19 protein-coding genes are annotated in these 20,973 nt (G+C 71.0%); 8 read left to right on the forward strand and 11 right to left on the reverse strand.

Annotated elements, in window-relative coordinates:
- Nucleotides 1–44 precede the first annotated feature (44 nt).
- Complete coding sequence (locus tag ACFWVC_RS29840) at nt 45–2,528, reverse strand: ThuA domain-containing protein (protein ID WP_384293921.1); 2,484 nt, start codon at nt 2,526–2,528, stop codon at nt 45–47.
- Between the two features lie 200 nt (nt 2,529–2,728).
- Between ACFWVC_RS29840 and ACFWVC_RS29845 the strand changes: the two genes are divergently transcribed.
- The gene (locus tag ACFWVC_RS29845; RefSeq protein ID WP_384293926.1) at nt 2,729–3,757 is read left to right on the forward strand and encodes a multicopper oxidase domain-containing protein; all 1,029 of its coding nucleotides are present in this window, start codon (nt 2,729–2,731) and stop codon (nt 3,755–3,757) included.
- Nucleotides 3,758–3,779: 22 nt separating this feature from the next.
- Here ACFWVC_RS29845 and ACFWVC_RS29850 read toward each other — a convergent pair whose 3' ends face one another.
- Nucleotides 3,780–4,310 (reverse strand): GNAT family N-acetyltransferase, encoded by a 531-nt coding sequence (locus ACFWVC_RS29850; protein WP_384293930.1) that lies wholly within the window; start codon nt 4,308–4,310, stop codon nt 3,780–3,782.
- A 171-nt stretch (nt 4,311–4,481) separates the two neighbouring features.
- Between ACFWVC_RS29850 and ACFWVC_RS29855 the strand changes: the two genes are divergently transcribed.
- From ACFWVC_RS29855 to ACFWVC_RS29865, 3 genes are all read left to right on the forward strand, one after another.
- A complete protein-coding gene (locus ACFWVC_RS29855) occupies nt 4,482–4,844 on the forward strand; it encodes a hypothetical protein (protein WP_384293935.1) in 363 nt (120 codons plus the stop codon).
- Nucleotides 4,845–5,018: 174 nt separating this feature from the next.
- A complete protein-coding gene (locus tag ACFWVC_RS29860) occupies nt 5,019–6,503 on the forward strand; it encodes an MFS transporter (protein WP_384293940.1) in 1,485 nt (494 codons plus the stop codon).
- Nucleotides 6,500–7,063 carry a TetR family transcriptional regulator gene (locus ACFWVC_RS29865; protein ID WP_384293943.1) on the forward strand — a complete coding sequence of 188 codons (564 nt, stop codon included), beginning with the start codon at nt 6,500–6,502 and terminating at the stop codon, nt 7,061–7,063. The genes ACFWVC_RS29860 and ACFWVC_RS29865 overlap by 4 nt, the downstream gene beginning before the upstream one ends.
- 33 nt (nt 7,064–7,096) lie before the next feature.
- Here ACFWVC_RS29865 and ACFWVC_RS29870 read toward each other — a convergent pair whose 3' ends face one another.
- The 4 genes from ACFWVC_RS29870 to ACFWVC_RS29885 all read right to left on the reverse strand — a co-directional run bounded on the left by ACFWVC_RS29870 (nt 7,097) and on the right by ACFWVC_RS29885 (nt 9,943).
- Entirely contained in the window at nt 7,097–7,597 is a 501-nt protein-coding gene (locus tag ACFWVC_RS29870) for a signal peptidase II (RefSeq protein ID WP_384294038.1), read from the reverse strand.
- A 103-nt stretch (nt 7,598–7,700) separates the two neighbouring features.
- Entirely contained in the window at nt 7,701–8,189 is a 489-nt protein-coding gene (locus ACFWVC_RS29875; RefSeq protein ID WP_384293948.1) for a hypothetical protein, read from the reverse strand.
- Between the two features lie 332 nt (nt 8,190–8,521).
- On the reverse strand, nt 8,522–9,136 hold the full coding sequence (locus ACFWVC_RS29880; protein WP_384294044.1) for a DUF4328 domain-containing protein: 615 nt from the start codon (nt 9,134–9,136) through the stop codon (nt 8,522–8,524).
- Nucleotides 9,137–9,244: 108 nt separating this feature from the next.
- The gene (locus ACFWVC_RS29885; protein ID WP_384293951.1) at nt 9,245–9,943 is read right to left on the reverse strand and encodes a hypothetical protein; all 699 of its coding nucleotides are present in this window, start codon (nt 9,941–9,943) and stop codon (nt 9,245–9,247) included.
- A 322-nt stretch (nt 9,944–10,265) separates the two neighbouring features.
- Here ACFWVC_RS29885 and ACFWVC_RS29890 point away from each other — a divergent pair, with 322 nt between their 5' ends.
- Nucleotides 10,266–11,336 carry a PP2C family protein-serine/threonine phosphatase gene (locus ACFWVC_RS29890; RefSeq protein WP_384293954.1) on the forward strand — a complete coding sequence of 357 codons (1,071 nt, stop codon included), beginning with the start codon at nt 10,266–10,268 and terminating at the stop codon, nt 11,334–11,336.
- Here the strand turns inward: ACFWVC_RS29890 and ACFWVC_RS29895 are convergent, their stop codons facing one another.
- Together ACFWVC_RS29895 and ACFWVC_RS29900 are read right to left on the reverse strand one after the other, a co-directional pair.
- Nucleotides 11,337–12,347 carry a helix-turn-helix domain-containing protein gene (locus ACFWVC_RS29895; protein WP_384293957.1) on the reverse strand — a complete coding sequence of 337 codons (1,011 nt, stop codon included), beginning with the start codon at nt 12,345–12,347 and terminating at the stop codon, nt 11,337–11,339.
- Nucleotides 12,348–12,594: 247 nt separating this feature from the next.
- Complete coding sequence (locus ACFWVC_RS29900) at nt 12,595–13,524, reverse strand: NADP-dependent oxidoreductase (protein WP_384293961.1); 930 nt, start codon at nt 13,522–13,524, stop codon at nt 12,595–12,597.
- A 129-nt stretch (nt 13,525–13,653) separates the two neighbouring features.
- Between ACFWVC_RS29900 and ACFWVC_RS29905 the strand changes: the two genes are divergently transcribed.
- Nucleotides 13,654–14,163, forward strand: coding sequence for a MarR family winged helix-turn-helix transcriptional regulator (locus ACFWVC_RS29905; protein ID WP_384293966.1), 510 nt, complete (start codon nt 13,654–13,656; stop codon nt 14,161–14,163).
- A 19-nt stretch (nt 14,164–14,182) separates the two neighbouring features.
- Here ACFWVC_RS29905 and ACFWVC_RS29910 read toward each other — a convergent pair whose 3' ends face one another.
- Nucleotides 14,183–14,755 (reverse strand): winged helix-turn-helix transcriptional regulator, encoded by a 573-nt coding sequence (locus ACFWVC_RS29910; protein WP_384293970.1) that lies wholly within the window; start codon nt 14,753–14,755, stop codon nt 14,183–14,185.
- A gap of 125 nt (nt 14,756–14,880) precedes the next feature.
- On the opposite strand from ACFWVC_RS29910, the gene ACFWVC_RS29915 reads away from it, so the two are divergent.
- Complete coding sequence (locus ACFWVC_RS29915; protein ID WP_384293973.1) at nt 14,881–15,648, forward strand: SDR family oxidoreductase; 768 nt, start codon at nt 14,881–14,883, stop codon at nt 15,646–15,648.
- Between the two features lie 28 nt (nt 15,649–15,676).
- Here ACFWVC_RS29915 and ACFWVC_RS29920 read toward each other — a convergent pair whose 3' ends face one another.
- Complete coding sequence (locus ACFWVC_RS29920; protein ID WP_384293978.1) at nt 15,677–16,594, reverse strand: helix-turn-helix domain-containing protein; 918 nt, start codon at nt 16,592–16,594, stop codon at nt 15,677–15,679.
- Nucleotides 16,595–16,787: 193 nt separating this feature from the next.
- On the opposite strand from ACFWVC_RS29920, the gene ACFWVC_RS29925 reads away from it, so the two are divergent.
- Nucleotides 16,788–17,615, forward strand: a complete 828-nt coding sequence (locus ACFWVC_RS29925) for an SDR family oxidoreductase (protein ID WP_384293981.1) — start codon at nt 16,788–16,790, stop codon at nt 17,613–17,615.
- A gap of 103 nt (nt 17,616–17,718) precedes the next feature.
- On the opposite strand, the gene ACFWVC_RS29930 is transcribed toward ACFWVC_RS29925, so the two are convergent.
- On the reverse strand, nt 17,719–20,727 hold the full coding sequence (locus ACFWVC_RS29930; protein ID WP_384293984.1) for a carbohydrate-binding protein: 3,009 nt from the start codon (nt 20,725–20,727) through the stop codon (nt 17,719–17,721).
- Nucleotides 20,728–20,973: the final 246 nt, after the last annotated feature.

A 20,973-nucleotide genomic window follows, 5' to 3' on the forward strand; every position in this document is an offset into this window, starting at 1 on the left:
CAGTGTGCCGAGCAGGGCCGTCCACAGCCGTAGAGGTCGCCGTCTCACTGTGCCGCCTTCCTGGCCAGATCCGTGGCGGCGGGAGTGGCCTCGCCGCCCTTGTACGTCACGCGCCACAGCGCGGACTGGGAGTCGGAGGTGAAGAAGCCGCGCCCGTAGTCGAGGACGTACAGCGAGCCGTCCGGCGCGAACTTCCAGTCCATGAGGTTGCGGATGCCGCCCTGGCCGACCGGGACGATCTTCTTCAACGACTCGGCCGTGACCGGCAGTCCGCCCTTGCCGACGGTCTTGGGGTCGGTCAGCACCGCGTGGCGCGGGTTGTCCGCGTCGTAGAAGTCGCCGACGAACCACTTGCCGTCCCAGTACTCCGGCCACGCGTCGGCACCGGCGGTCTTCGCGTCGTAGCGGTAGACCGGGCCGTCCATGGTCGCCTGGCCGCCGCCCTTGAGCCACGGCAGGAGGTAGGTGGCCTCCTCGTTCTTGTAGCTGGGAACCCCGTTGGCGTCCCGCGGGAAGTCGGGCGCGCCGCCCTGCGGGGAGTACCAGATGGTGTTGCCCGTGATCGGCGGGAGGTTCACCAGGCCGTCGTTGTTCGGCGACTCGTTCTTCGGGGCGTCGCAGTCGTACCAGCCCAGCGGCTTGCTCGGGTCGGGCAGATTGCGGTCACGGTAGGGCTGCTTGTTGCCCATGCAGAACGGCCAGCCGTGGTTGCCCGCCTTGGTGATCGCGGCGAACGTGTCGTACTTCGCCGGTCCCCAGGTGGTGCTGGGAGCGCCCGCGTCGGGGCCGACCCAGCCCGCGTAGAGGATGTCGGTCTTCTTGTCGACCGAGATACGGGCCGGATTGCGCACCCCCATCACGTAGATCTCACCGCGCGTCTTGCCGCCGCCCTCGTCCTGCTCCCTGCCGGTGAAGAGGTTGCCCTCGGGCAGGGTGTAGGTGCCGTCCGGCTCCGGGTGGATGCGCAGGATCTTGCCATTGAGGTTGTTGGTGTTGCCGGCGGTGCGGCGGGCGTCGGAGAAGGACAGGCCCTTGAAGTTGGGCTGCGGGTTGTTGCCCGAGTAACCGTCGCTGAATCCCGACGAGTTGTTGTCGCCGGTCGCGATGTAGAGGTTGCCCTTGGAGTCCCAGGCCATCCCGCCGCCGGCATGGCAGCAGCTGTGGACCTGGACGGGCCACGTGAGCAGGACCTTCTCGGAGGCGAGATCCAGCGTGTTGGTCGCGAGGTCCAACGTGAAGCGGGACACCCGCCGCTGCGCGACGTGCTTGTCGCGGTCGAGGCCGGAGTGCGGGGTGTAGTGCAGGTACACCCACCCGTTGCTCTCGAAGGAGGGGTCCAGCTCGATGCCGAGCAGGCCCTCCTCGACCTTGGTCAGTTCGTCGCCGCCGCCCTTGTTGCCGAAGACGGTCAGCGCGCCGGCGAGCGTGACCTTCTTGGTCGCCGGGTCGTAGACGTGGATCTGGCCGAGACCCTTCCCCATGTCGGGGCTGTTCCAGTCGGTCACGACCGGCGCGCCGTTCACACCGCCGCCCCGGCCGATGTACAGCACCCGTCCGTCGGGTGCCACGACCAGGCCGTGGGGTTCGCCGATCTGGTCCTGTTGCCCCGCCTGGTTGGGCTGGGTGACCCGCACCGCGCTGTAGTTGGCGTCGATGGTGGCCTTGCAGTCGGCGCGCGACAGCCGGGTCGTCCACTGGAGGGCGCCGCGCAGGTGATCGCGGAAGTCGGTCTCGGCGAACGACTCCGCCGTACCGCCCATCCCCGTGTAGAAGGAACGGCCGCCGTCGTAGTCACGGCACCAGGAGATGGGATGGTCGGCGCCGTTGGCGCCGGTCCCCGGCCGGTAGCTGCTCTCCCTGACCTTGGCGACGGTGTGCACCTTGCCGGTCGGGTTGCCCGCCCAGTTGATCCACTTGTCGGGCCGCTTCCACTCCACCGGCAGGTTCCTGGTGGCCGGATTGACCCGGTCGGGCACCTCGACCGTGGCGCGCTGGACGCCGGCCGGGCTGGTGGCCGCGGGCCGTGCGCCGATCAGTCCGGTGAACCAGTCGGAGTACGGCTCGGTCCTGGCCGCGTCGTAGATGCCGAGGAAGCCGCCGCCGGCTTCCATGTAGGACTCCAGGCCGGCCTCCTGCTCGGGATCGAGCACGTCGCCGCCCCCGGTCAGGAAGACGACCGCGTTGAAGGTGCCCAGCCGTTTCGCGCTGGTGAAGACCGAGGCGTCGTCGGTCGCGACGGTCTTGAACCGCTGCGCGGCAGGACCCGACAGGCCGATCGCCTCGATCGCCTCGATGCCCGCGTCGACGGTCGGCGACTCCTCGGTGGCCGACGCGTGGAACACCAGGACTTTGACGTTCTTGCCGCCCGGTGGGGACGGCAGGGATAACGATGTCGGTGCGGGCTCCGGATACGGCCTGGCCGTGGCGGCGGTGCCGCCGCCCAGCAAGGACGCCGCCATGGTCCCGACCACCAGGACGGCGGCCGCGGCGCGCCGCGTTCTCGTCCGGTGATGTGGTGCGCTCTGCATTGTTCCCACCTCTCTGTGGTCACAGCAACAGCGCTTGAAGCTAGACGGCTTTCGATGGTTCGCCAACAGGTATGGACGGGATCCCACCATCTTTGTCCCGAGTGTGGATAAACGAAGATCACTGCTCTACCGTGTGGCCGTCCCCGGGGATCCTCGCGCCCCATCCGTCTCCTCACGGCACTGGAGTGTCCGGAATGGTCATGGACAGAAGGAGCTTCAACCGGCGGCTGCTGGCCGGTGGCGTGGTCGCCGCCACCGGGACGGCCTCGTTATCGGTGGCGTCCGCGCCCTCGGCCTCCTCGGCGGAGTCGCCACCGCCCACCGCGCCGGCCGGCGGTGCCGTCCGGCATCTCAAGCTCTACGCCGAGACCCTGCCGAACGGTCAGATGGGATACGGCCTGGAGAAGGGCAAGGCCACCGTGCCGGGCCCGCTGATCGAACTGACCGAGGGCGACACGCTGCACATCGAGTTCGAGAACACGACGGACGTGGACGCCAGCCTCCACGTCCACGGTGTGGACTACGACGTCGCCAGCGACGGCACCCGGATGAACCACGGCCACGTGGAGCCCGGCGGTACGCGGACGTACACCTGGCGCACACACGCACCGGGCCGGCGCAAGGACGGCACGTGGCAGGCGGGCAGCGCGGGTTACTGGCACTACCACGACCACGTCGTGGGCACCGACCACGGAACGGGCGGGATCCGCAAGGGTCTCTACGGCCCGGTCGTGGTGCGCAGGAAGGGCGACATCCTGCCGGACAAGCAGTTCACGATCGTCTTCAACGACATGACGATCAACAACAGGGCCGCGCACGAGACCCCGGACTTCGAGGCGACGGTGGGCGACCGTGTCGAGATCATCATGATCACGCACGGCGAGTACTACCACACGTTCCACATGCACGGTCATCGCTGGGCCGACAACAGAACGGGCCTTCTGACCGGTCCGGACGACCCCAGCCGCGTCGTCGACAACAAGATCACCGGGCCCGCGGACTCATTCGGCTTCCAGATCATCGCGGGCGAACACGTGGGCGCCGGTGCCTGGATGTACCACTGCCACGTCCAGAGCCACTCGGACATGGGAATGGCCGGCCTGTTCCTGGTCGCGAAGCCGGACGGCACGATCCCGGGCTACGAGCCGCACCACCCGGACCACGCCGCGGGGGCCGCGAAGAGCGCGGGCGCGGACGCGTCCGCTGGGCAGCACGCGCACCACCACTGAGCCGGGGCCCGAGGCGCGGTGACTACAGGGTGATCCAGTAACGGCGCTTCGGGCCCGTACTGGTGGTGCGAACGTCTTCCAGGACGCCACCGTTGTGCTCGATGCTGCGTGCCGACCCGATGTTGTCGTCGTCGCACGTGACGAGGACTCGATCCAGGCCGAGCGCACGGGCCTCGGGGAGAACGGCCCCGAGAGCCCACGTGGCCAGGCCGCGCTTCCGCGCGGAGGGCCGGATGCTGTAGCCGATGTGCCCGCCGACGTCGAGCAGAAAGGCGTTCAGGTAGTGCCGTAGGTCGATGGCCCCCAGATAGTTCTCGCCCTCGGTGATCCACCAGTGGGTGGCATGGACGCGCTCTTCGCCCACGGCTACCGAGCTGTCCGACTGCTGCCGCAGCCGTTCGACCCACTCCGAGAAGGCCTCGGGGTCGCGCAGGTCGGCGTCAGGCGCGAGCCGCAGGCCTGACCCGTCCTGGTGGGCACCGGGGGACCACTCGTCCCGCGCTGCGAGCCAGGAGGATTGCAACCGGCCTGTGGGTGCTGTCAGTTCGGGCATGCGGGCGACGCTAGCAGTTGTCCGCCCGTCGTGATCACGTATTTGCCGCGCCGATTCTTCGTCGGTGGGAGCCGGGTGCCGAGCCGGCTGCGGGCCACCCCGGCCGCCGCATTGACCGTCCGAGTGGGCGCTGGGACCATCCAATTGACTGGAATGCGCCGGGGGTGGGGCATGGCCGGGAAAGTCGTCGAGGACGTCGAACGGTACTGCCGCAACTGCGAACAGCGGGTCCCGCCGGTGGTGCGCAAGGGTGCCGGCCGGTCCTTGGGCATACTGGCGGGGACGCAGGCGGGAGCAACGGTCGTCGGGTTCGTGACCCTCTTCCACCGGATTCCCTATGTCCTGCTCACTCACCTGCCGGCGCGTTATGTACTTTTCGTGGGTTGGCCGGTATTCGTCAAGCCCGCGTGGCTCGGCCTGCCGATCGCTGTTGTCGCCACGGTGCTCCTCACGATCGTGTCGGTCGACGCGGGGGAGCGTGCGAAGCGGGCGGCCGCATGTCCCACGTGCCTGCTCAGGTTCGACCCGATGTAGCCTCGTCCGCCGCTCCTTTCCGCGGGCGTCGAGGCTGTCGCCCCGGAGGGTGAGCGACAGGCCACCGACGGTGGCGTACCGGGGCGGTGTTCGTGCTGGTGAGAGCGCCGGGAATAAATGTCATCGTGCGATGACTCCAGTTGATGACATCGGCTGATGACATCGAGGAGCGTCGTGGAAAGTCCCGCAACCGGGGAGTCGCGGACCGGACGGCAGCGAGCGCTGGTTCCGGTACTGGTCTCGCTCGGCATGCTGGTCGCCGTGGTCAGCAGCCTCGGCGCCCCGCTGGTGCCGACGATCGCCGCCGAGGAGCACGTCTCCCTGAACGACGCGCAGTGGTCGCTGACCGTCACGCTGCTCGTGGGCGCGGTGGTCACACCGGTGATGGGCCGGCTGGGGGACGGTCCGCGCCGCCGCCCGGTGATCCTCGGGGCCTTGGTCGCGGTGCTGGCCGGCTGCGTCCTGGCGGCGCTGCCGCTGGGCTTCGGCTGCCTGGTGACCGGGCGGGCGCTGCAGGGCCTCGGACTCGGCCTCACCCCGCTGGCGATCGCCACCGCCCGGGACGCCCTGCCGCCGGAGCGGTCGCGCCCCGCGGTGGCACTGCTGTCGATCACCACCGTCGCCGGAGTCGGTCTGGGCTACCCGGTCACCGGGCTGATCGCGCAGTCCTTCGGGCTGTACGCCGGCTTCTGGTTCGGGGCGGCGGTGAGCGTCCTCGCGCTGGTGGCGGCCGTCGTGGTCCTGCCGCCGTCCCCGCGCCGCGCCGCGCCGCGACTGGACGTCCCCGGTGCGGTGCTGCTTGGCGCCGCACTCGCCGGGCTGCTGCTCGCCCTGAGCGAAGCCGAGCTCTGGGGCTGGCACTCGGTGCGGCTGCTCGTCCTGGCCGGGATCTGCCTGCTGCTGCTCGGCGTATGGGTCGTGCACGAGCTGCGGACCGCGCAGCCGCTGGTCGACCTGCGGCTGACCAGGAACCGGACCGTGCTGACCGCCAATGTCACCGCCCTGGTCGCCGGACTCGGGATGTACCTGCTGCTGTCGCTGGTCACCCGGTTCGCGCAGACGCCGCACGAGGCCGGTTACGGGTTCGGGGCCTCCGTCGCCGTCACCGGTCTGGTGCTGCTTCCGTTCTCCCTCGCCAGCCTGGCCGCCGGCCGGGTGGTGCCCCTGTTGGCCCGGCGGGCGACCATCGCCGTGGTGCTGCCGCTCGGGTGCGCGGTGTCCCTCGCCGCTGTGCTGGCGTTCGCCCTCGTTCGGGGACAGCTGTGGGAGCTGTTCGCCATCATGGCGGTGGCCGGCTTCGGGATCGGCTGGATGTTCGCCGTGATGCCCGGGATGATCGTGGGCTCCGTGCCCGCGCACGAGACGGGCAGCGCGATGAGCTTCAACCAGGTGCTGCGCTACGTCGGATACTCCACCGGAAGCGTACTGAGCGCCGCCGTCCTGCAGGCCCACACCACCGCGGGCAGCGCGCTGCCCACGGGTGACGGTTACCGTACGGCCGCGCTCCTGGCCTGCGGGGTGTGGGCGGCCATGATCCTGGCGACCGCGGTCCTGCCGCCGCGGCGCCGGCGTACGGCCGTCGCGGCCTCCGTACCGGGGCAGACCGCCGTCTCCGGGACGCAGGGCAAGGACGCGGACCGGCAGGAGGCGGCACGGTGAGCGGCGGCACGCCGTCGCGCAGGCGGGACTCCGCGCGCAGCCGCGAACTGCTGCTCCAGGCGGCGAGCGAGCTCTTCAGCGAGCGGGGCTTCGACCGGACCACCATCCGTGACATCGGGGAGCGCGCGGGCGTCGACCCGGCGCTGATCGCCCGGTACTTCAACAACAAGAGCGGCCTGTACACCGCGGTGCTGCGCGCGGAGCTGGGCGACACGAGCCCGCCTGACCTGCTCGCACCCGAACGGATCCGCGCTCTCCTCGACCGCGCGGACCAGCGCGGCGTGGGCCCCGTCTTCCGGTCGGCCGTCCAGACCCAGAGCGACCCCGTGGTGCAGGACGCGGCCCGCGCCCAGCTGTACCTGCGTCTGGTGGACCCACTGCGCGAGCGCTTCGCCGGCGAAGGACTGGACCGGCCGCGACTGCGGGCCGAGGTGGCGGTCGCCGCCTTCATGGGGGTACTGCTGGCCCGTGACGCGGGGACGCTCGACGAGCTGGCGAGCGTGGACCCGGAGGAACTGGCGTCACTGGTCCGCGCGTCGCTGGAAGGCCTGGACACCTGATGCCGTCGGCCGGAGTCGGTGTGGGCCGCGTGCTCACCGCTGTTCCAGCGGGCGGCCCCCCGGAGCGCTCGTCGCGACGGCGCGCAGGGGAATGCCGCGGAAGGTCTGGATGAGGACGATCGCCGCGCCGGCGGTCACGCACTGGTCGGCGAGGTTGAAGATCCCCGAGTCGCCGACCTGGATGAAGTCCAGCACGGCGCCACGTCCGAATCCGGGGGTGCGGAACAGGCGGTCGGCGAGATTGCCGCCGGCGCCCGCGAAGATCAGTCCGAGACCGGCCGCCCAGCCGACGGACCGGACGGACGGGGCGACCCGGGCGATGAGTACGAGCACGACGATCGCCAGGAGCGTGAACACCAAGGTCGCACGGGGTGCGAAGGAGCCGGCCGCGCCAGGGTTCCGGAAGGCCGTGAAGGTGACCGCGCCGCCCAGGGCGTGCCTGGCCTCATGGCCCTCGACGACAACCGCGGCGATCGCCTTCGTGATCTGGTCCACGGCGAGTCCGGCCGCCGCAATCGTCCACAGCAGATACATCCGCCGCACCGCCCACCTCCTGATCGCCGACCGCCGTCCACCGAGCGTACGCGCAGCGTCCGGCGGGAGGGGAGGCCGCCTGGAGGAAGTCGTCGGGCGGGCCTCACCACGTCAGGGTGAGCGAACCCCCGACCGGCAGCGCATGCCAGCGGTCGGCGTATGCGTCGAACCGGGACACGATCCGTTCGAGCTCCGCGGGCATCTCGCCTGCCGGCACATACGCGGGCAGCGCCTGCGCATGACCGTGCCGGACTTCCCACACGGGCAGCGCGATGGCCGCCAGCTCCTCGGACCGAGCCATGTCCGCCTGCGCCTGGGGGGACGGTTTCACCGGCCTCGACTTGCGGCGCCGGGCCGCCTTCGCGCGTTCCGTGGGGTCGGCGGGCCAGAACAGTCCGTTGTCACCGGCGGCCAGCCGCCCGTAGACGCCGAGCTTGATGCCCGCCTCGGCCTCGACCAGGAAGTGCACCAGGTCGTGCGGCAGATACCGGTGCCCGCCGGGCCCATTGCGCGGGGCGAGCCCGGCCCCGGTCTCGCGGTGCACCGCGATGTCGTAGCTCGTCCCGGGGCCCTTGGTGAATACGACACGCATGCCCTGAACGCTAGGACGCGACCGCTGCCGGCCGCACCCGGTTTTCCACGAGCGCGACGCCGCCGATCCGGCGGGCCACGTCCTGCCAGGCGTACCGGCCTCACCAGACCCGCGACCCACTCTGTCCGCCGGCTGCCGCTGTCAACTCCTGGGCACCTCGCCCAGGTTGCGGTCTGTTCCGTACGCGTGTCGATCAGCCGCAAGGTCCACGAAGCGATCCTGACAGCACGGGATCAGCCCGGTGAATCCCCCCGATCACTGCGCCGGCCCCCGCGCCGCCGAGAGGCCCGCAGACGGGGGTAAGGAATCTGGGCCTACGCCTACGCCTACGCCTACGCCTGCGACAAGGCAGGGCGCTCCGCGCCCTCCAGCATGGTGCTGAGTCGCCAGACGACGGCGATCGACAGCGCCGCGGCGATGACGAAGAAGCCGTCGCTCTGCACCACTTGCCACAGCCGGTCACGTACCTCGGCCACGTGGGCGGTTCCTCGTGCCCGGTCCAGCGTCGCGCCCGATGTCCCGAAGGCCACGAGGACCGCGATCCACCACAGAGTCAGCAAGGGATGACCACGCTTACGACTCCGCGCCTGCAGGCCGCCGGCCCAGAGGTCGTTGACGAACATCTTGGGCACGAACAGGTTCACCACCGGAATCAGCCATCCGAGGATCAGCCACGCCGGGTTCCGCCGCTGGCCTTCGGGCCACACCTCGTCCGCGATCCGCCGCATGCTCATCAGCCACGCGATGAACAGCACCACCGAAACCACGACCGCCGCGTTCCGCCAGCCGGTGAGGTTGCCGAACCACATCTCCGCCCTCAGCAGTGCCTCACCGCCATCGGGCGCCTGCCCGCCCGGCAAGGCACCCAACAGCTGATACCTGTGCCACGCCGCGACCCCCGCCGCGGCGTTCGCCAGTGCGCAGGCCCCCAGCACGGCACACAACACGCGCGCCAACAACCCCGGCGACCTCACGGACCTTGCCACCGCACCCCTCCGAAACCCCCACCCGGCCGACCCTCCGCAGGTCGGCAGCGGATCATAACCGCAGGGTGGTCATCGGACTGCGGCGGCCTCGTAGTGGTCGACCTGCTGACGGAGCAGGAGCGCGGCCGTGTGCGCGTCGAGGTGTGCCGTGCCACCGATGCCCGCGCTGATGAGGGCGGGGCCGTCGAGGGTGAACTGCTGGAGGAGGGTGTAGCCGTCGCTCTCGACGCGTACACCGAGGGAACGGTCGCCCAGCTTGGCGACGTTCATGGCCGCGTACGTGCGGACCGAGCCCTTGTAGGTCTCCTTGTGGCAGGTGCGCAGGGCCTGCTCCATCGCGTCGAACACCTCGGCGGCGTCGCTGGGGGTGGCGTACTGCCGCAGGCCGAAGGCCGCGACGGATGCGGTGGTTCCGGCGCCCTTCCGGAAGTTGCCGGTTGCCTGGACCTCGGCGTCGTGGGGCTGCTGGTAGTCGCAGAAGGCCCTGTTCGCGCCGGCGCCGTCGCTCTTGCCGGCGGACCAGCCGGCAGGCATCTCCGACAGCGGCAGCAGGGCCGCGGTCAGGTTGTTCTTCGTGAGAAAGCGCGGGCCGGGGCCGGGGGTGGGGGAGCCGGCGGCGGGGGACGCCCCGGTCGCGGCGGGACGGGAAGGGCTCTGCTCGGCCGGCGGCGCGCCCGCGGCGGTCGGGGACGTGGAGCTGCTGCAGGCGGCCAGAGCGGCGGCGAACAGGAGCGTTCCGAGGGCGTGGACGTGCTTGCGGTGGGACACCGGACCGGGTTCCTAGCGTGTGGCGACTGAGCTGTCGTACTGAATGGGCTGGCCGGCGCAGCTTATGCACCTGTGGCTGGATTCCAGGCATCGGGTCCGTTATGGGAAGCGGGCTTTTCCGCCGCCGTGAGATGAACCCGGCCTCCACGGGGACTGCGTGGGCGGGCAAGGGACCGTGCGCAACGGGGCAAGGAGCCCGGCCCGGCCCGGACCTACGGTCGAGGTGTCCCACCACGAATGGGACCCCGAGGCGCAAGGCCGGGACCGGCCGTGGATCCGTCCGGCTCCCGGCCGGCGCGACAACTGTGAGGGAGTGAGGCCGATGACGGATATCGAACAGTTCGAGGAGGCGCGTGAGGACGGGCAGCCGGTTCACCGCTTGGCCGTCGCGGGTCTTCTGGCGTCGGTCCTCGCGCTCTGTGCGCTGTGCGCGGTCCTGCCGCTGGAGCATCCGAGCCTCGCGTGCGGCATCCTGCCCCTGATCACCGCAGCGGCGGTGGCCGTGGTGCTCGGGCGCCTCCAGGACCGCCACCGCCACAGGGCGGCGCGGGCGTGTGCGGTCTCCGACACCGTGCAGAGGGTTCTGCTGCGGCCGCTTCCCCGGCGCATCGGCGCTCTGGGACTCGCGTCCGTCTACCGTGCCTGCGGCGGTCGTGGGCAGGTCGGTGGTGACCTGTACGCGGTCGCGCGCACGGGCGGGGCGACCCGCCTGATCATCGGTGACGTGTGCGGCAAGGGCCTGCCGACGTTCGAGGATGTCGCGGCCGTGCTCGGGGCCTTCCGCGAATGGGCCCCGCGTGCCGCCAGCTTGTCCGAACTGTCGGCCCGTCTGGAGGAGAGCTTCCTGCGCCACCTGGCGGAGGCGGATGACGGTGCCCGCGACAAGGACGAACGCTTCGTGACCGCGCTCCTCCTTGAGGTGCCGGACGGCGAGCGGCTCGCCCGCATGGTCAATCACGGTCATCCGCCGCCCGTGCGGGCCCGGCGGGGGAGCGCCGTCCTGGTGCCGGGCTGCCCGTCACCCCCGTTGGGCCTGCACGGACTGCGGGACCTGGGCGCCATCGAGGAGAGTTTCGAACTGGCCGCAGGTGACACCCTGTTGCTCTACACCGACGGGCTCATCGAGGCCCGCGACGGCGCCGGGCAGTGTTACCCGCTGCTGGAGCGTGCGACCGCGTGGAGCTGGATCCGGCAGGGAGCGGCCAGCCGCGTATGCCTGCCGGATGCGCTCGGGGAGATCCTCGAGGACCTCGTGGCCCACGCCGGAGCGCTCCCGGAGGACGACCTCGCGATGGTGGCGCTGACCCGTATGGAGGGGCCGGGTTCCGCCGTGCTGCCCTGGCAGGCAGGTGAGGCCTGGCGCGAGGACACGGGGCAGCTGCGACAGGACTGATCACCGGCCGGACTGCCGGGGGAGGAGGCCGACGGCCTGCGGGGTAGCGGCCCGCAGGACGCCGGCCTGCCGCCACTCCGCGGGTGACACACCGTAGACCGACCGGAAGGTGCGGCTGAAGTGCGCGTGGCTCGCGAATCCCCAGCTGTGCGCGATCGCCGCCACGGTCCGTCCGACGAGTTCCGGGCTGGCGAGATCCCTGCGGCAGGCCTCCAGCCTGAGGCGCTGGATCCACCGGCCGACGGTCATGGGCTCGCCCTGGAAGAGCTGGTACAGGTAGCGGACGGAGATGTGGTGCGCGGCCGCGACCGAGGCCGGGGAGAGGTCCGGGTCGTCCAGATGGCCGCGGATGTACGCGCGGACCTGCCGCATCAGCGCCGCCTCGACCGCGGGTGCGGCCTCCTCCTTGGTGTCTCCCTCCAAGGCGACCAGGGCGGTCAGTACGTCGACGATCCCCTGCCGCAGGAACCGCCGGGAGTCCGGGGCGCAGATGTAGTGGTCCGTCACCGTGACGAGGCTGTTCACGTACGACGCGAGGATGGCGCTGATGCCCTGGCCGGGGGAGTAGATCCGGCCGGTGGCCAGGCGCAGCGCCGAGTCGGGGAGGTCCAGCATCCGCCGCGGGACCGTGGCCACGTGCTGCCGCGCCGGCCCTGCGAAGTCCAGGACGTACGGCCTGCGGGTGTCGAGGATGACGAGCTCGCCGGCGGAGACCGGGGTCTTGCTGCCGTCCAGCGTCGCGACGACGGCACCGGCCCTCTGCAGGCTCACGATCAGCGAGCCGTCGCCGTCCGCGGCGATGAGCGGCGCGGTCCGCGCCATCTGCTGCGGGCTCGCCTCGAGGAAGCCGACCTGGACACCCGCGACGCACACCTGGCGTATGGCCCCATGAATCTCGGCCGTCCCCTGCGTGCGGACCTCCAGCCGGGTGAACGCCCTTCGTACGGCGTTCGTCCAGTACTCGGCCCGTTCGTCGGGGGGCAGGATGTCTGTGGAGAATGCTTTGTTCACGCTGTCCTCGCGAATCGGCGGGAGTCTCCGGGTGTCCCGGGCCCGCGCGGCGCGTCCGCGCCACACACGACACGGGGAACCCCTTACGTTGCCACCGTAGGATCCGGCCGCGGCGGCCGGTGCTCCCGCCGGGCGAGGCTGCGGGACACCCGTACGAACACGATCCGCGGACTGCGGGAAACCGCGGACGCCCGGGGCGGGGCCGGTGCCCGCACGGCTGCTCGCGCGGGTACCGGCCGGGCCCGGGTCAGATGACGATGACGGTCTTGCCGGGCAGGGTGCCCTGGTCGGCCCGGGCGTGGACGGCCGGCAGTTCCGCCAGCGGCTTCCGCTCGGCGATGTCGATGCGCAGGTCGCCGGACTTGACGCGCCCCAGCAGCTCGGTGAGCTGGGCGGCGTCGCTGCGCGTGCCCATGGCCACCGTCTTCACGCCGCGTCCGGGTTCGGCGGGCGGAGGGGTGGTGGCACTGATGAAGACGCCGCCGTCGGCCGTCAGGCCGGCGAGCGCGGCGGTCTCCTCCGGCGAGGTGGGCGCCAGGTTGAACACCACGTCGAAGCCGCCGTCCAGGGCCTCGGTCACGGGCGTCGCGGTGTAGTCGACGATCTCGTCGGCGCCGCTGCCGCGGACCCGCTCGGTGCTGCGCGGGCTCGCCGTCGCGGTGACCTTCGCGCCCGCCCGGTGCGCGAGCTGCACCGCGTATCCGCCCACCGCGCCGCCCGCACCGTTGACCAGGATGCGCTGGCCGGACCGCAGGCCGCCGTGCTCGAACACCGCCTGCCAGGCGGTCAGGACCGGCGCGGGCAGCGCCGCGACCTGGATCAGGTCCACCCCCTCGGGAACGGCGGCGAGCACCTCGGCGGGCGCGAGCACGTACTCCGCCGCCGCGCCGGGGTCGGTCGGCGGCAGGAACGCCACCACCGCGTCGCCCTCCGCCCACGCCGTCACGCCCTCGCCGACTCCGGCCACCCGCCCGGCGACGTCCAGCCCCGGCACATGCGGCAGGTCCAGCGGAAGCACCTCGCTCAAGTAGCCGGCCCGCAGTTTGGCGTCGGCCGGGTTGAACGAGGTGGCGGCCACCTTCACCAGTACCTGTCCGGCGCCCGGGACCGGGATCGGGACGTCCTCGTACACCAGGACATCGCTGCTGCCGTACTCGTGGAAACGCACTGCCTTCATGATCTCCCCTTCGCGGATGCTTCGATTTCGAAGCACAGTCTCACGGTCACTGTAACCTGCTTCGAATTCGAAATGATTCCCGATGGGCAGGTGACGTGCCTCTCGTGTTCCGGGACATAGGGTGGCCGGGTGGCCGATCACCGAGACGACACGCCCCAGCCGGAGCAACTGGCGGCCTACTTCGCGCTCACCGAGGCGGTCAGCCTGCTCCAGCACGCCATCGACCAGCAGCTCCGCGCCGAAGGCGATCTCAGCTACGTGCAGTTCCAGCTCCTGGCCCGGCTGTCCGACGCCGAGGGCAGCCTCACCATGACCGAGCTCGCCGACGGGGTCGTCTACAGCCGCAGCGGCCTCACCTATCAGGCGGCCCTGCTGGAGAAGGCCGGCCTGATCACCCGCACCCCCAGCCCGGACGACGAACGCTCTACCCTCGTCACGATCACCGACGCCGGCCGGGCCCGCCTGGCCCGCGTCATGCCCGGTCACGTCCAGGTCGCCCAGCAGATGTTCTTCGCCCCCCTCGCCCCCGAGGACCTGCGCCACCTGCACGAGATCATGAGCCGGGTCCGCGACCACATGCGCGCCCAGCCGCCCCGCTCCGCCGCACCCCGCAAGAAGCCCCGAACGGCGCGCGGGTGAGCCGCCCGCCCGGCCGCGGTTAACCGGCGACGTCGGTGCCGCTGCTCTCGCCGGCCTGGCGCGTACGTGAGGTCGCGAGGGGTTCGAGAAGCCGTCGCGGTCCGTTGAGCAGGGCGGACACCGGATCGGCAGCCGAATCCGCCGCCGCCTCGAACCCGGGGCCGGGTTCCGTCCGGATCTCCTGGACGGCCGGGATCCCCCCGCATTCCGGGCAGCGTCCCTCGGGATCGAGCAGGCCTCCGTCCCGGTCGTGACGGAGGGCGCGCCTCACCCCCGCGGGCGAGTAGAAGGCATCGCCCCAGGCCATCATGGCGCGCAGGATCGGCCACAGAGCGATGCCCTTGGCGGTCAGCCGGTACTCGACGGTGCCCGCTCCGTCGTCATCCCGGGTGAGCACGCCCTCCCGTACGAGGAGCTTCAGCCGGCTGGTCAGCACGGCGCGGGGGATCCCCAGCTGGGTGGCGAGATCCCCGAACCGGCGGACCCCGTAGAAGGCGTCTCGGACGATGAGCAGGGTCCACCGCTCGCCGATGACCTCCAACGCTCGTGCCAGTGAGCAGTTGCGATCCGGGTAGGTGCTGGGGAGGGTCATGCGTCCACTTTAATCCCCCTTGGTTCGCTCACTGAACTGCCCGTGCCTACGATGAGGGAGTTCGCTGACTGAACTGCCGAAATCGGCGGCTCCAGTGCACCGACCCGTCGACGAGGAGAACCACCATGTCGTCCGTACTGATCACCGGCGCGTCCAAGGGAATCGGCCGTGCCATCGCCATCGAACTGGCACACCGGGGCCATCGCGTGATCGCCACCGCTCGCCGCCCTGACACTCTGGCCGACCTGCCCGTGGACATGCGGCTGCGCCTCGACGTCACCGATCAGGACAGTGTCGACCAGGCCATCAGGGAGGCCGGCGAGGTCGACGTGCTGGTCAGCAACGCCGGCGCGACGGTGCGCGCACCCTTGGAGACTGTTCCGCTCGCGGAGGTCGAACGGCTCTACCAGCTCAACACCGTGGGTGCGCTGCGCGTGGTGCAGGGGGTGCTGCCGGCGATGCGGGAACGGGGATCCGGCCGCCTCGTCTTCGTCTCCAGCATCCAGGGACGACTGGTACTGCCGATCATCGGCCCGTACGGCGCGAGCAAGTGGGCGCTGGAGGCGATGGCCGAGACACTGGCCATCGAAACGGGCCACTTCGGCATCAAGGTGAGCATCGTGCAGCCGGGCGCGGTGTCCACCAACGGTGCCGAGCAGGCGCGGTCGTTCATCGAGGAGGAGAGTCCGTACGCCCCGCTGTACCGGCAACTCGGCGCTCTGCGCGGCGAGGTCATCACCTCCGAGGAGGTCGCCGCGGTCGTGGCCGACACGATCGAGCAGCCTGAACCTGCCCTGCGCGTGCCCGCGGGCGCTCCCGCCGAACGAGCCCTGAAGGCCCGGAAGGAGGCACCCGAGACCGAGCCGTTCGTGCTTGCCACGATCGATTGGTAGCGGACTCCTGCGGACCGGCGCGGCCGGCTCACTCGTGAGGCGCGTTCCGGTCCGCTCTCCCGTCGCCGGCTCTCCCGTCGCCGGCTCTCCCGTCACCCGCGCGGCCGCGGTCGGCGGCCCAGACGGACAGCACCGTCAACGCCTCGTCCGAGGGCGAGCCGGGGTCGGCGAGGAACGTGAGCAGGGTCTGGTCCGGGTCGCCGGGGAAGGCCAGCGCCTCGGTGCGCAACGTGAGGTGGCCGACGACCGGGTGGCGCAGGTACTTGGTGTGGTGGGTGAACCGCACCACCTTCTGCGCGGCCCACCAGCGGCGGAAGCGCTCGCTCTTCATGGACAGCTCGCCCACGAGTTCGGCGGTTCTGGGGTCGTCCGGGTGGCGGGCGGCATCCATGCGCAGTGTTCCCACGAACTCGGAGGCGACCCTCTCCCAGTCGTCGGCGAAGAGTGACCGCGCCGCCTCGTCGAGGACGATCCAGCGCGCGGCGTTGCGTTCCCGGGCCGGCATCGCGCCGAAGTCGGCGAGCAGCGCACGGCCCATCCGGTTGATCACCAGGATGTCGGTGCGGCGTCCCAGAACGAGGGCCGGGGTGCCCTCCAGCCGGGCGAGGAGCGCATGGATCCCGGGGCGCACCTTCTGCACGGCACGCGAGGCCCGGCGGCGACCCCCGATCTCCGGGCGCGCCACCGTGTTCAGGTAGCTGCGTTCCGCCGGGTCGAGCTGCAGGGCGTTCGCCAGAGCGTCAAGCACGGAGTCCGAGGGTGTGATGGGACGGCCCTGCTCCAGGCGTGTGTAGTAGTCCACGCTGACGCCGGCCAGCGCCGCGAGTTCCTCCCGGCGCAGCCCGGGGACCCGTCGCGGCGCCATGCCGTGCAGACCGAGCCGCTCCGGATCCATCGCCGCGCGCCGGGCGCGCAGGAACTCGGCGAGCCCTTCATTCCGCTCCATATCCCCATGCTCTCTCCTGGTGAAGCGGCGTGTCCCGGCAAGGGTGGCCCTCCGGATCCCAGGAAGCGGCGGACCGGTTCCGAGGCCGTCACGCGCATCCCCCGGCGTTCTGCTGGGGTGCGGGACGCCACCGTGCGGCCCCGCATTCCAAGCCACCGTGCGCAGCGCACGGCCCTCGACAGGGAGCATCCCCATGACTTCGACCTGGCTCATCACCGGTGCGACCTCGGGCTTCGGCCACATGGTCGCCGAGCGCGCGCTCGCCGGCGGCGCCCACGTGATCGCCGTCGGCCGCCGCAGCGACCGGCTCGCCGAACTGGCGGACCACGCCCAGCAGGGGCGGGTCACCACGATCCCGCTCGACATCACCGCGCCCGGGGCGGAGCAGGTGCTCGCCGACGCCGTGCGGACGGCGGGCGGCCTGGACGTCCTGGTGAACAACGCCGGTTACGGACTGTTCGGCCCCGTCGAGCAGATCGACGCCGACAACGCGCGCGCGATCTTCGACACCAACGTGCTGGCCAACCTCGCCGTCCTGCGCGCCGCACTCCCGGCGCTGCGCGCGTCCCGCGGCCGGGTCGTGCAGATCTCCTCGGTCAACGGCCAGTCCGCATGGGCCTCATCAGGCCTGTACTCGGCCTCCAAGGCCGCTGTGGAACTCGCCAGTGAAGCACTCGCGTACGAACTCGCCCACACGGGCGTGAAGGTGACCATCGTCGAACCCGGCCTCTTCGCCACCGAGTTCGCCACCAGTCTCCAGGTCGTCCTGCCACACGAGGTGTACGCACCGACCGTCGGGAAGTTCCTCACCGACTTCTCCGCGCTGCCCGCGACGGCGTTCGGCGACGCCGAGAAGGTGGTGGACGCGATCACGGCGGTGGCGACGATGGAGGAGCCGCCCCTGCGCCTGGCCGTCGGCGCGGACGCGGTCGGGCGGATCCGGGAGTCGCTGCGCTCCCGCCTCGCCGAGCTCGACCGCTGGGAGTCCTTCTCGACCGGGCCGGTCGGCCAGACCGTCTGACGCCGCCCGGTCGTCGGCCGGTCGTCGCCCGAGTGGTGCCCCTGCCGCCGGACGCGCCGAGGCGTCCGGGGGCAGGGGGGTCTGCGGCGCGTCGCGCGGCCGGTCAGGTGGCCCAGATCTGGAACTCCGAGAGCTGTCCCGCGGGCCAGCCGGTGTTGGCGCCGATGTTCAGGCGGAAGTAGCGCTGGGTGGTGGCGGGGAAGGTGATCGTGACGGTGTTGTCGGCGGCCGGGTCGAAGGTGTAGGCCGCCGAGGACTTGACGGTGGTGAGGTTCGATCCGTCGGTGCCGCCCAGCACGGACAGGGTCTGGGTCCGTGCGCCCCAGCCGGCGGGCAGTTGCAGCACGATCCTGGACGCGCTGCGCGCCGACCCGAGGTCGACCTGGACCCACTGCGGAAACGCGTTGTTGGCGCTCTCCCAGTAGGTGGACCGGGAGCTGTCGGTCACGTTCGACGAGGGATAGACGTCGTTGTGACTCGACTCGCTCGTCGGCCGTCCCGCGGCCAGGTTGAGGTTCGTGCCGGCGGTCCCGGTGCCCGACAGCGGGATGGTGGTCGGGCTGTTGGAGGCGTTGCCGGAGATGGTGACCGTACCCGTGCGCGTGCCCGAGGCCGTCGGGGTGAACGTGACACCGATCGTGCAGGAGGCTCCGGCGGCGATGGACGAACCGCAGGAGTTGCTTTGTGCGAAGTCACCGCCGGCGGTGACCGAGGAGACCGAGGCCGCGGTGCCGCCGGAGTTGGTGACGGTGACGGACTGCGCGGCGCTGGTGGTGTTCAGCGCCTGGCTGCCGAAGGTGAGCGAGGCGGGGGACGCCGAGAGGGTGGCCGGCGGGTTGCCTCCCGCCGCCGTGAAGGCGAGGGAGTTGACGTTCCAGCCGCCGTTGTCCTGGTTGAGCGTGAGGACCTGGCGGCCCGCGGGCAGCGTGACCCTGGCGGTGACGGTGGCCCAGGTCTGCCAGCCGCCGGTGGCCGGTACGTCGACGGTACCGGTGAGGTTGGCGCCGGAGGCGCTGGACAGGTGCAGCGCACCGGCCACCGCCGCGGGGGCCGCCAGACGCAGGCCCACCGTGTACGTTCCGGCCGTGGCGACGTCCACGGTGTATCGGAACCACTGGCCGCCGGAGGTCCAGCCGAGGTTGTAGCCGCCGCCGGTGTCCGAGGTGGCCTCGAGGTCGACGCCATCGGCGCGGTAGCCGTTGGCATTGCCGTTGACGCTGGTGACGTTGTAGGCCACGCCCTGGCCGCCGGTGTCGTAGTTCTCCGCCTGGACGGTGCCGGGGACCGGGGCGGGAGTGCCCCCGTAGGGGCCCCCGGGCGCCGGGGGTTCCCAGTTGTTGCCGGTCAAAGTGGCCGAGAAGCCTCCGGAGTTGTTGACGAAGGCCGTGGCCCCGGGGTGCAGGCCCGTGACGGTGTTGCCGGTGATGGCGGCGGAGCCGGTCGGCGCGGGATAGAACGGCGGCGAGATCACGATGCCGTTGCGGCCGGGGCCGGTGACGGTGTTGTTCTGCAGCAGGGTGTTGGTCGACGTGGAGAAGCCGATCCCGTCGTAGAGCGAGTCCACGACCGTGTTGCCGGTGGCGGTGACGTGGTCGACGATGCCGGTGTTCTGCCCGTCGCCGCCGTTGCCGATGTGGAACGCGGGCTGCCCCTGGCTGTACGCGTTGCCGCCGGAGCGGACGACGGTGTTGTCGGAGACCGACGCGGACAGCAGGTCGCTGCCGTTGACGCCGAACCGGCCGGCGCCCAGGCCGATGTAGCGGGCGGTGTCGCTGATGTAGTTGCCGCTGACGTGGTGGCCGCTGCCGCCGTAGATCCCGATGCCCTTGCCGCCCCACGGCGCGATCGAGGTGTTGCCGCTCACGGTGATGTTCGTCATCGGGTTGTAGAACGTCTGGGAGCCGTCGCCGTTGGTGTTGTAGCGGACCGAGTTGATGGCGATGGCGTCGTCCCCGGTGCCCCGGACGAAGTTGTTCGTGACGGTCAGGTTGTTGCCGGTGTCGGCGCCGAGCGACACGTTGTTGACGTTGATTCCGTCGGCCCAGATCGACGTCAGCCGGCTGTTGCGGACGGTGCCGCCGGTGCCCGAGGCCCAGAAGCCGGACATGGTGTGCTGGGTCCAGATGCCGTCGGCGACCCAGTTGGTCCCGGTGGTGTCCATCGCGCCGCCGTCGCCGCCGATGGTGCTGCGGCTGACCGCGTTGGCGTCGATGTGGAAGTTCTGCACCGTGCAGGAGGTCACGTTGAACAGCGCCGCCAGGGGCGTGCTGTTGGGGACCGGCACATCGCGGTAGATCGTGCTGTACCACATACCGGCGCCCGCGATGGTGATCCCCTGCGCGGTCAGGCCGGTGGTGCCCTTCACGTAGAAGGTGCCCTGCGGGATCCAGAGGATCTTGCCCTGCGACTGGGCCTGGTTGATGCAGTTCTGGATCGCGGCCCGGCTGTCCACCGCCTGGCTGTCGGCCGCGCCGTTGGTCGGGGTGTTGTCCGGGACCGCGCCGCAACTGGTGATCGAGATCGAGTTCGCCGGCTGGGCGAGCGGCGCCGGCGGGTTCTCCACGTCGACGGAGTCGACGTCGTAGAAGGACGCGTTGTTGGCGGCGTCCTTCTGGAGGGAGAAGGTGGCTCCGGCCGGGATCGGCGCGCCGGTGACGAAGGTGTGCGACTCGTCCCAGAAGACGCGGGGATTGCCGTCGGCGGGGTTCTGGTTGTCGCTGGTGTTGTAGTTGTTGTTGCCCTCGTACACCCAGGTCTGCTTGGAGTTGAGGTTGAGGGCCTGCCGGAAGACGCCGTTGACGTACAGGTTCAGCGTCGCGGTCGTGCCGCCGCCGGAGGCGGAGTCCGGGATGCCGGCGCGGACGTTGAGGAAACTGATGGGCGCACCGGTGGTGTTCGTCCACTGCACGGAGTTCCCGGCGCCGTTCAGGTGCACGTAGGCGTGGCCGGAGGCTTCGAGGGCGGCGCTGGAGTACTGGGTCGAGGGCGGCGACGTCAACGACGTGACGGTGGCGCCCCCACCCGTCGTGCCCGCCTCGGCTTCGTAGATCCTGAACGGAGTCGTCGCGCCCGACGCGGCGGCGGCGCGCGACGCCTGCGCCTGCCGGGCCACGGACGTCGTCTGGCCCGCCCGGGGCGTCTCGGGCGCCGGGGCGCGATGGGACGCGGCACTCGCCGGCAGGGCCGACACGCATAATGCGCCGACCGCTGCGAGAGCGATCGCCGCCAACCTGTGCCCGGCGCGGCCGATGCCACGCGAAGGTCTGGGGATCGCCCGCATCTGAAGCTCCTTCAGGAACGTGGAAAACCGGCGCCCCGAACGTACAGACCCTTATCGGAGCTCGCAAGGTTCTGAGCA

Origin of the sequence: Streptomyces sp. NPDC058691 (assembly GCF_042714775.1) — a bacterium.
In the GTDB taxonomy this organism is placed as follows: domain Bacteria; phylum Actinomycetota; class Actinomycetes; order Streptomycetales; family Streptomycetaceae; genus Actinacidiphila.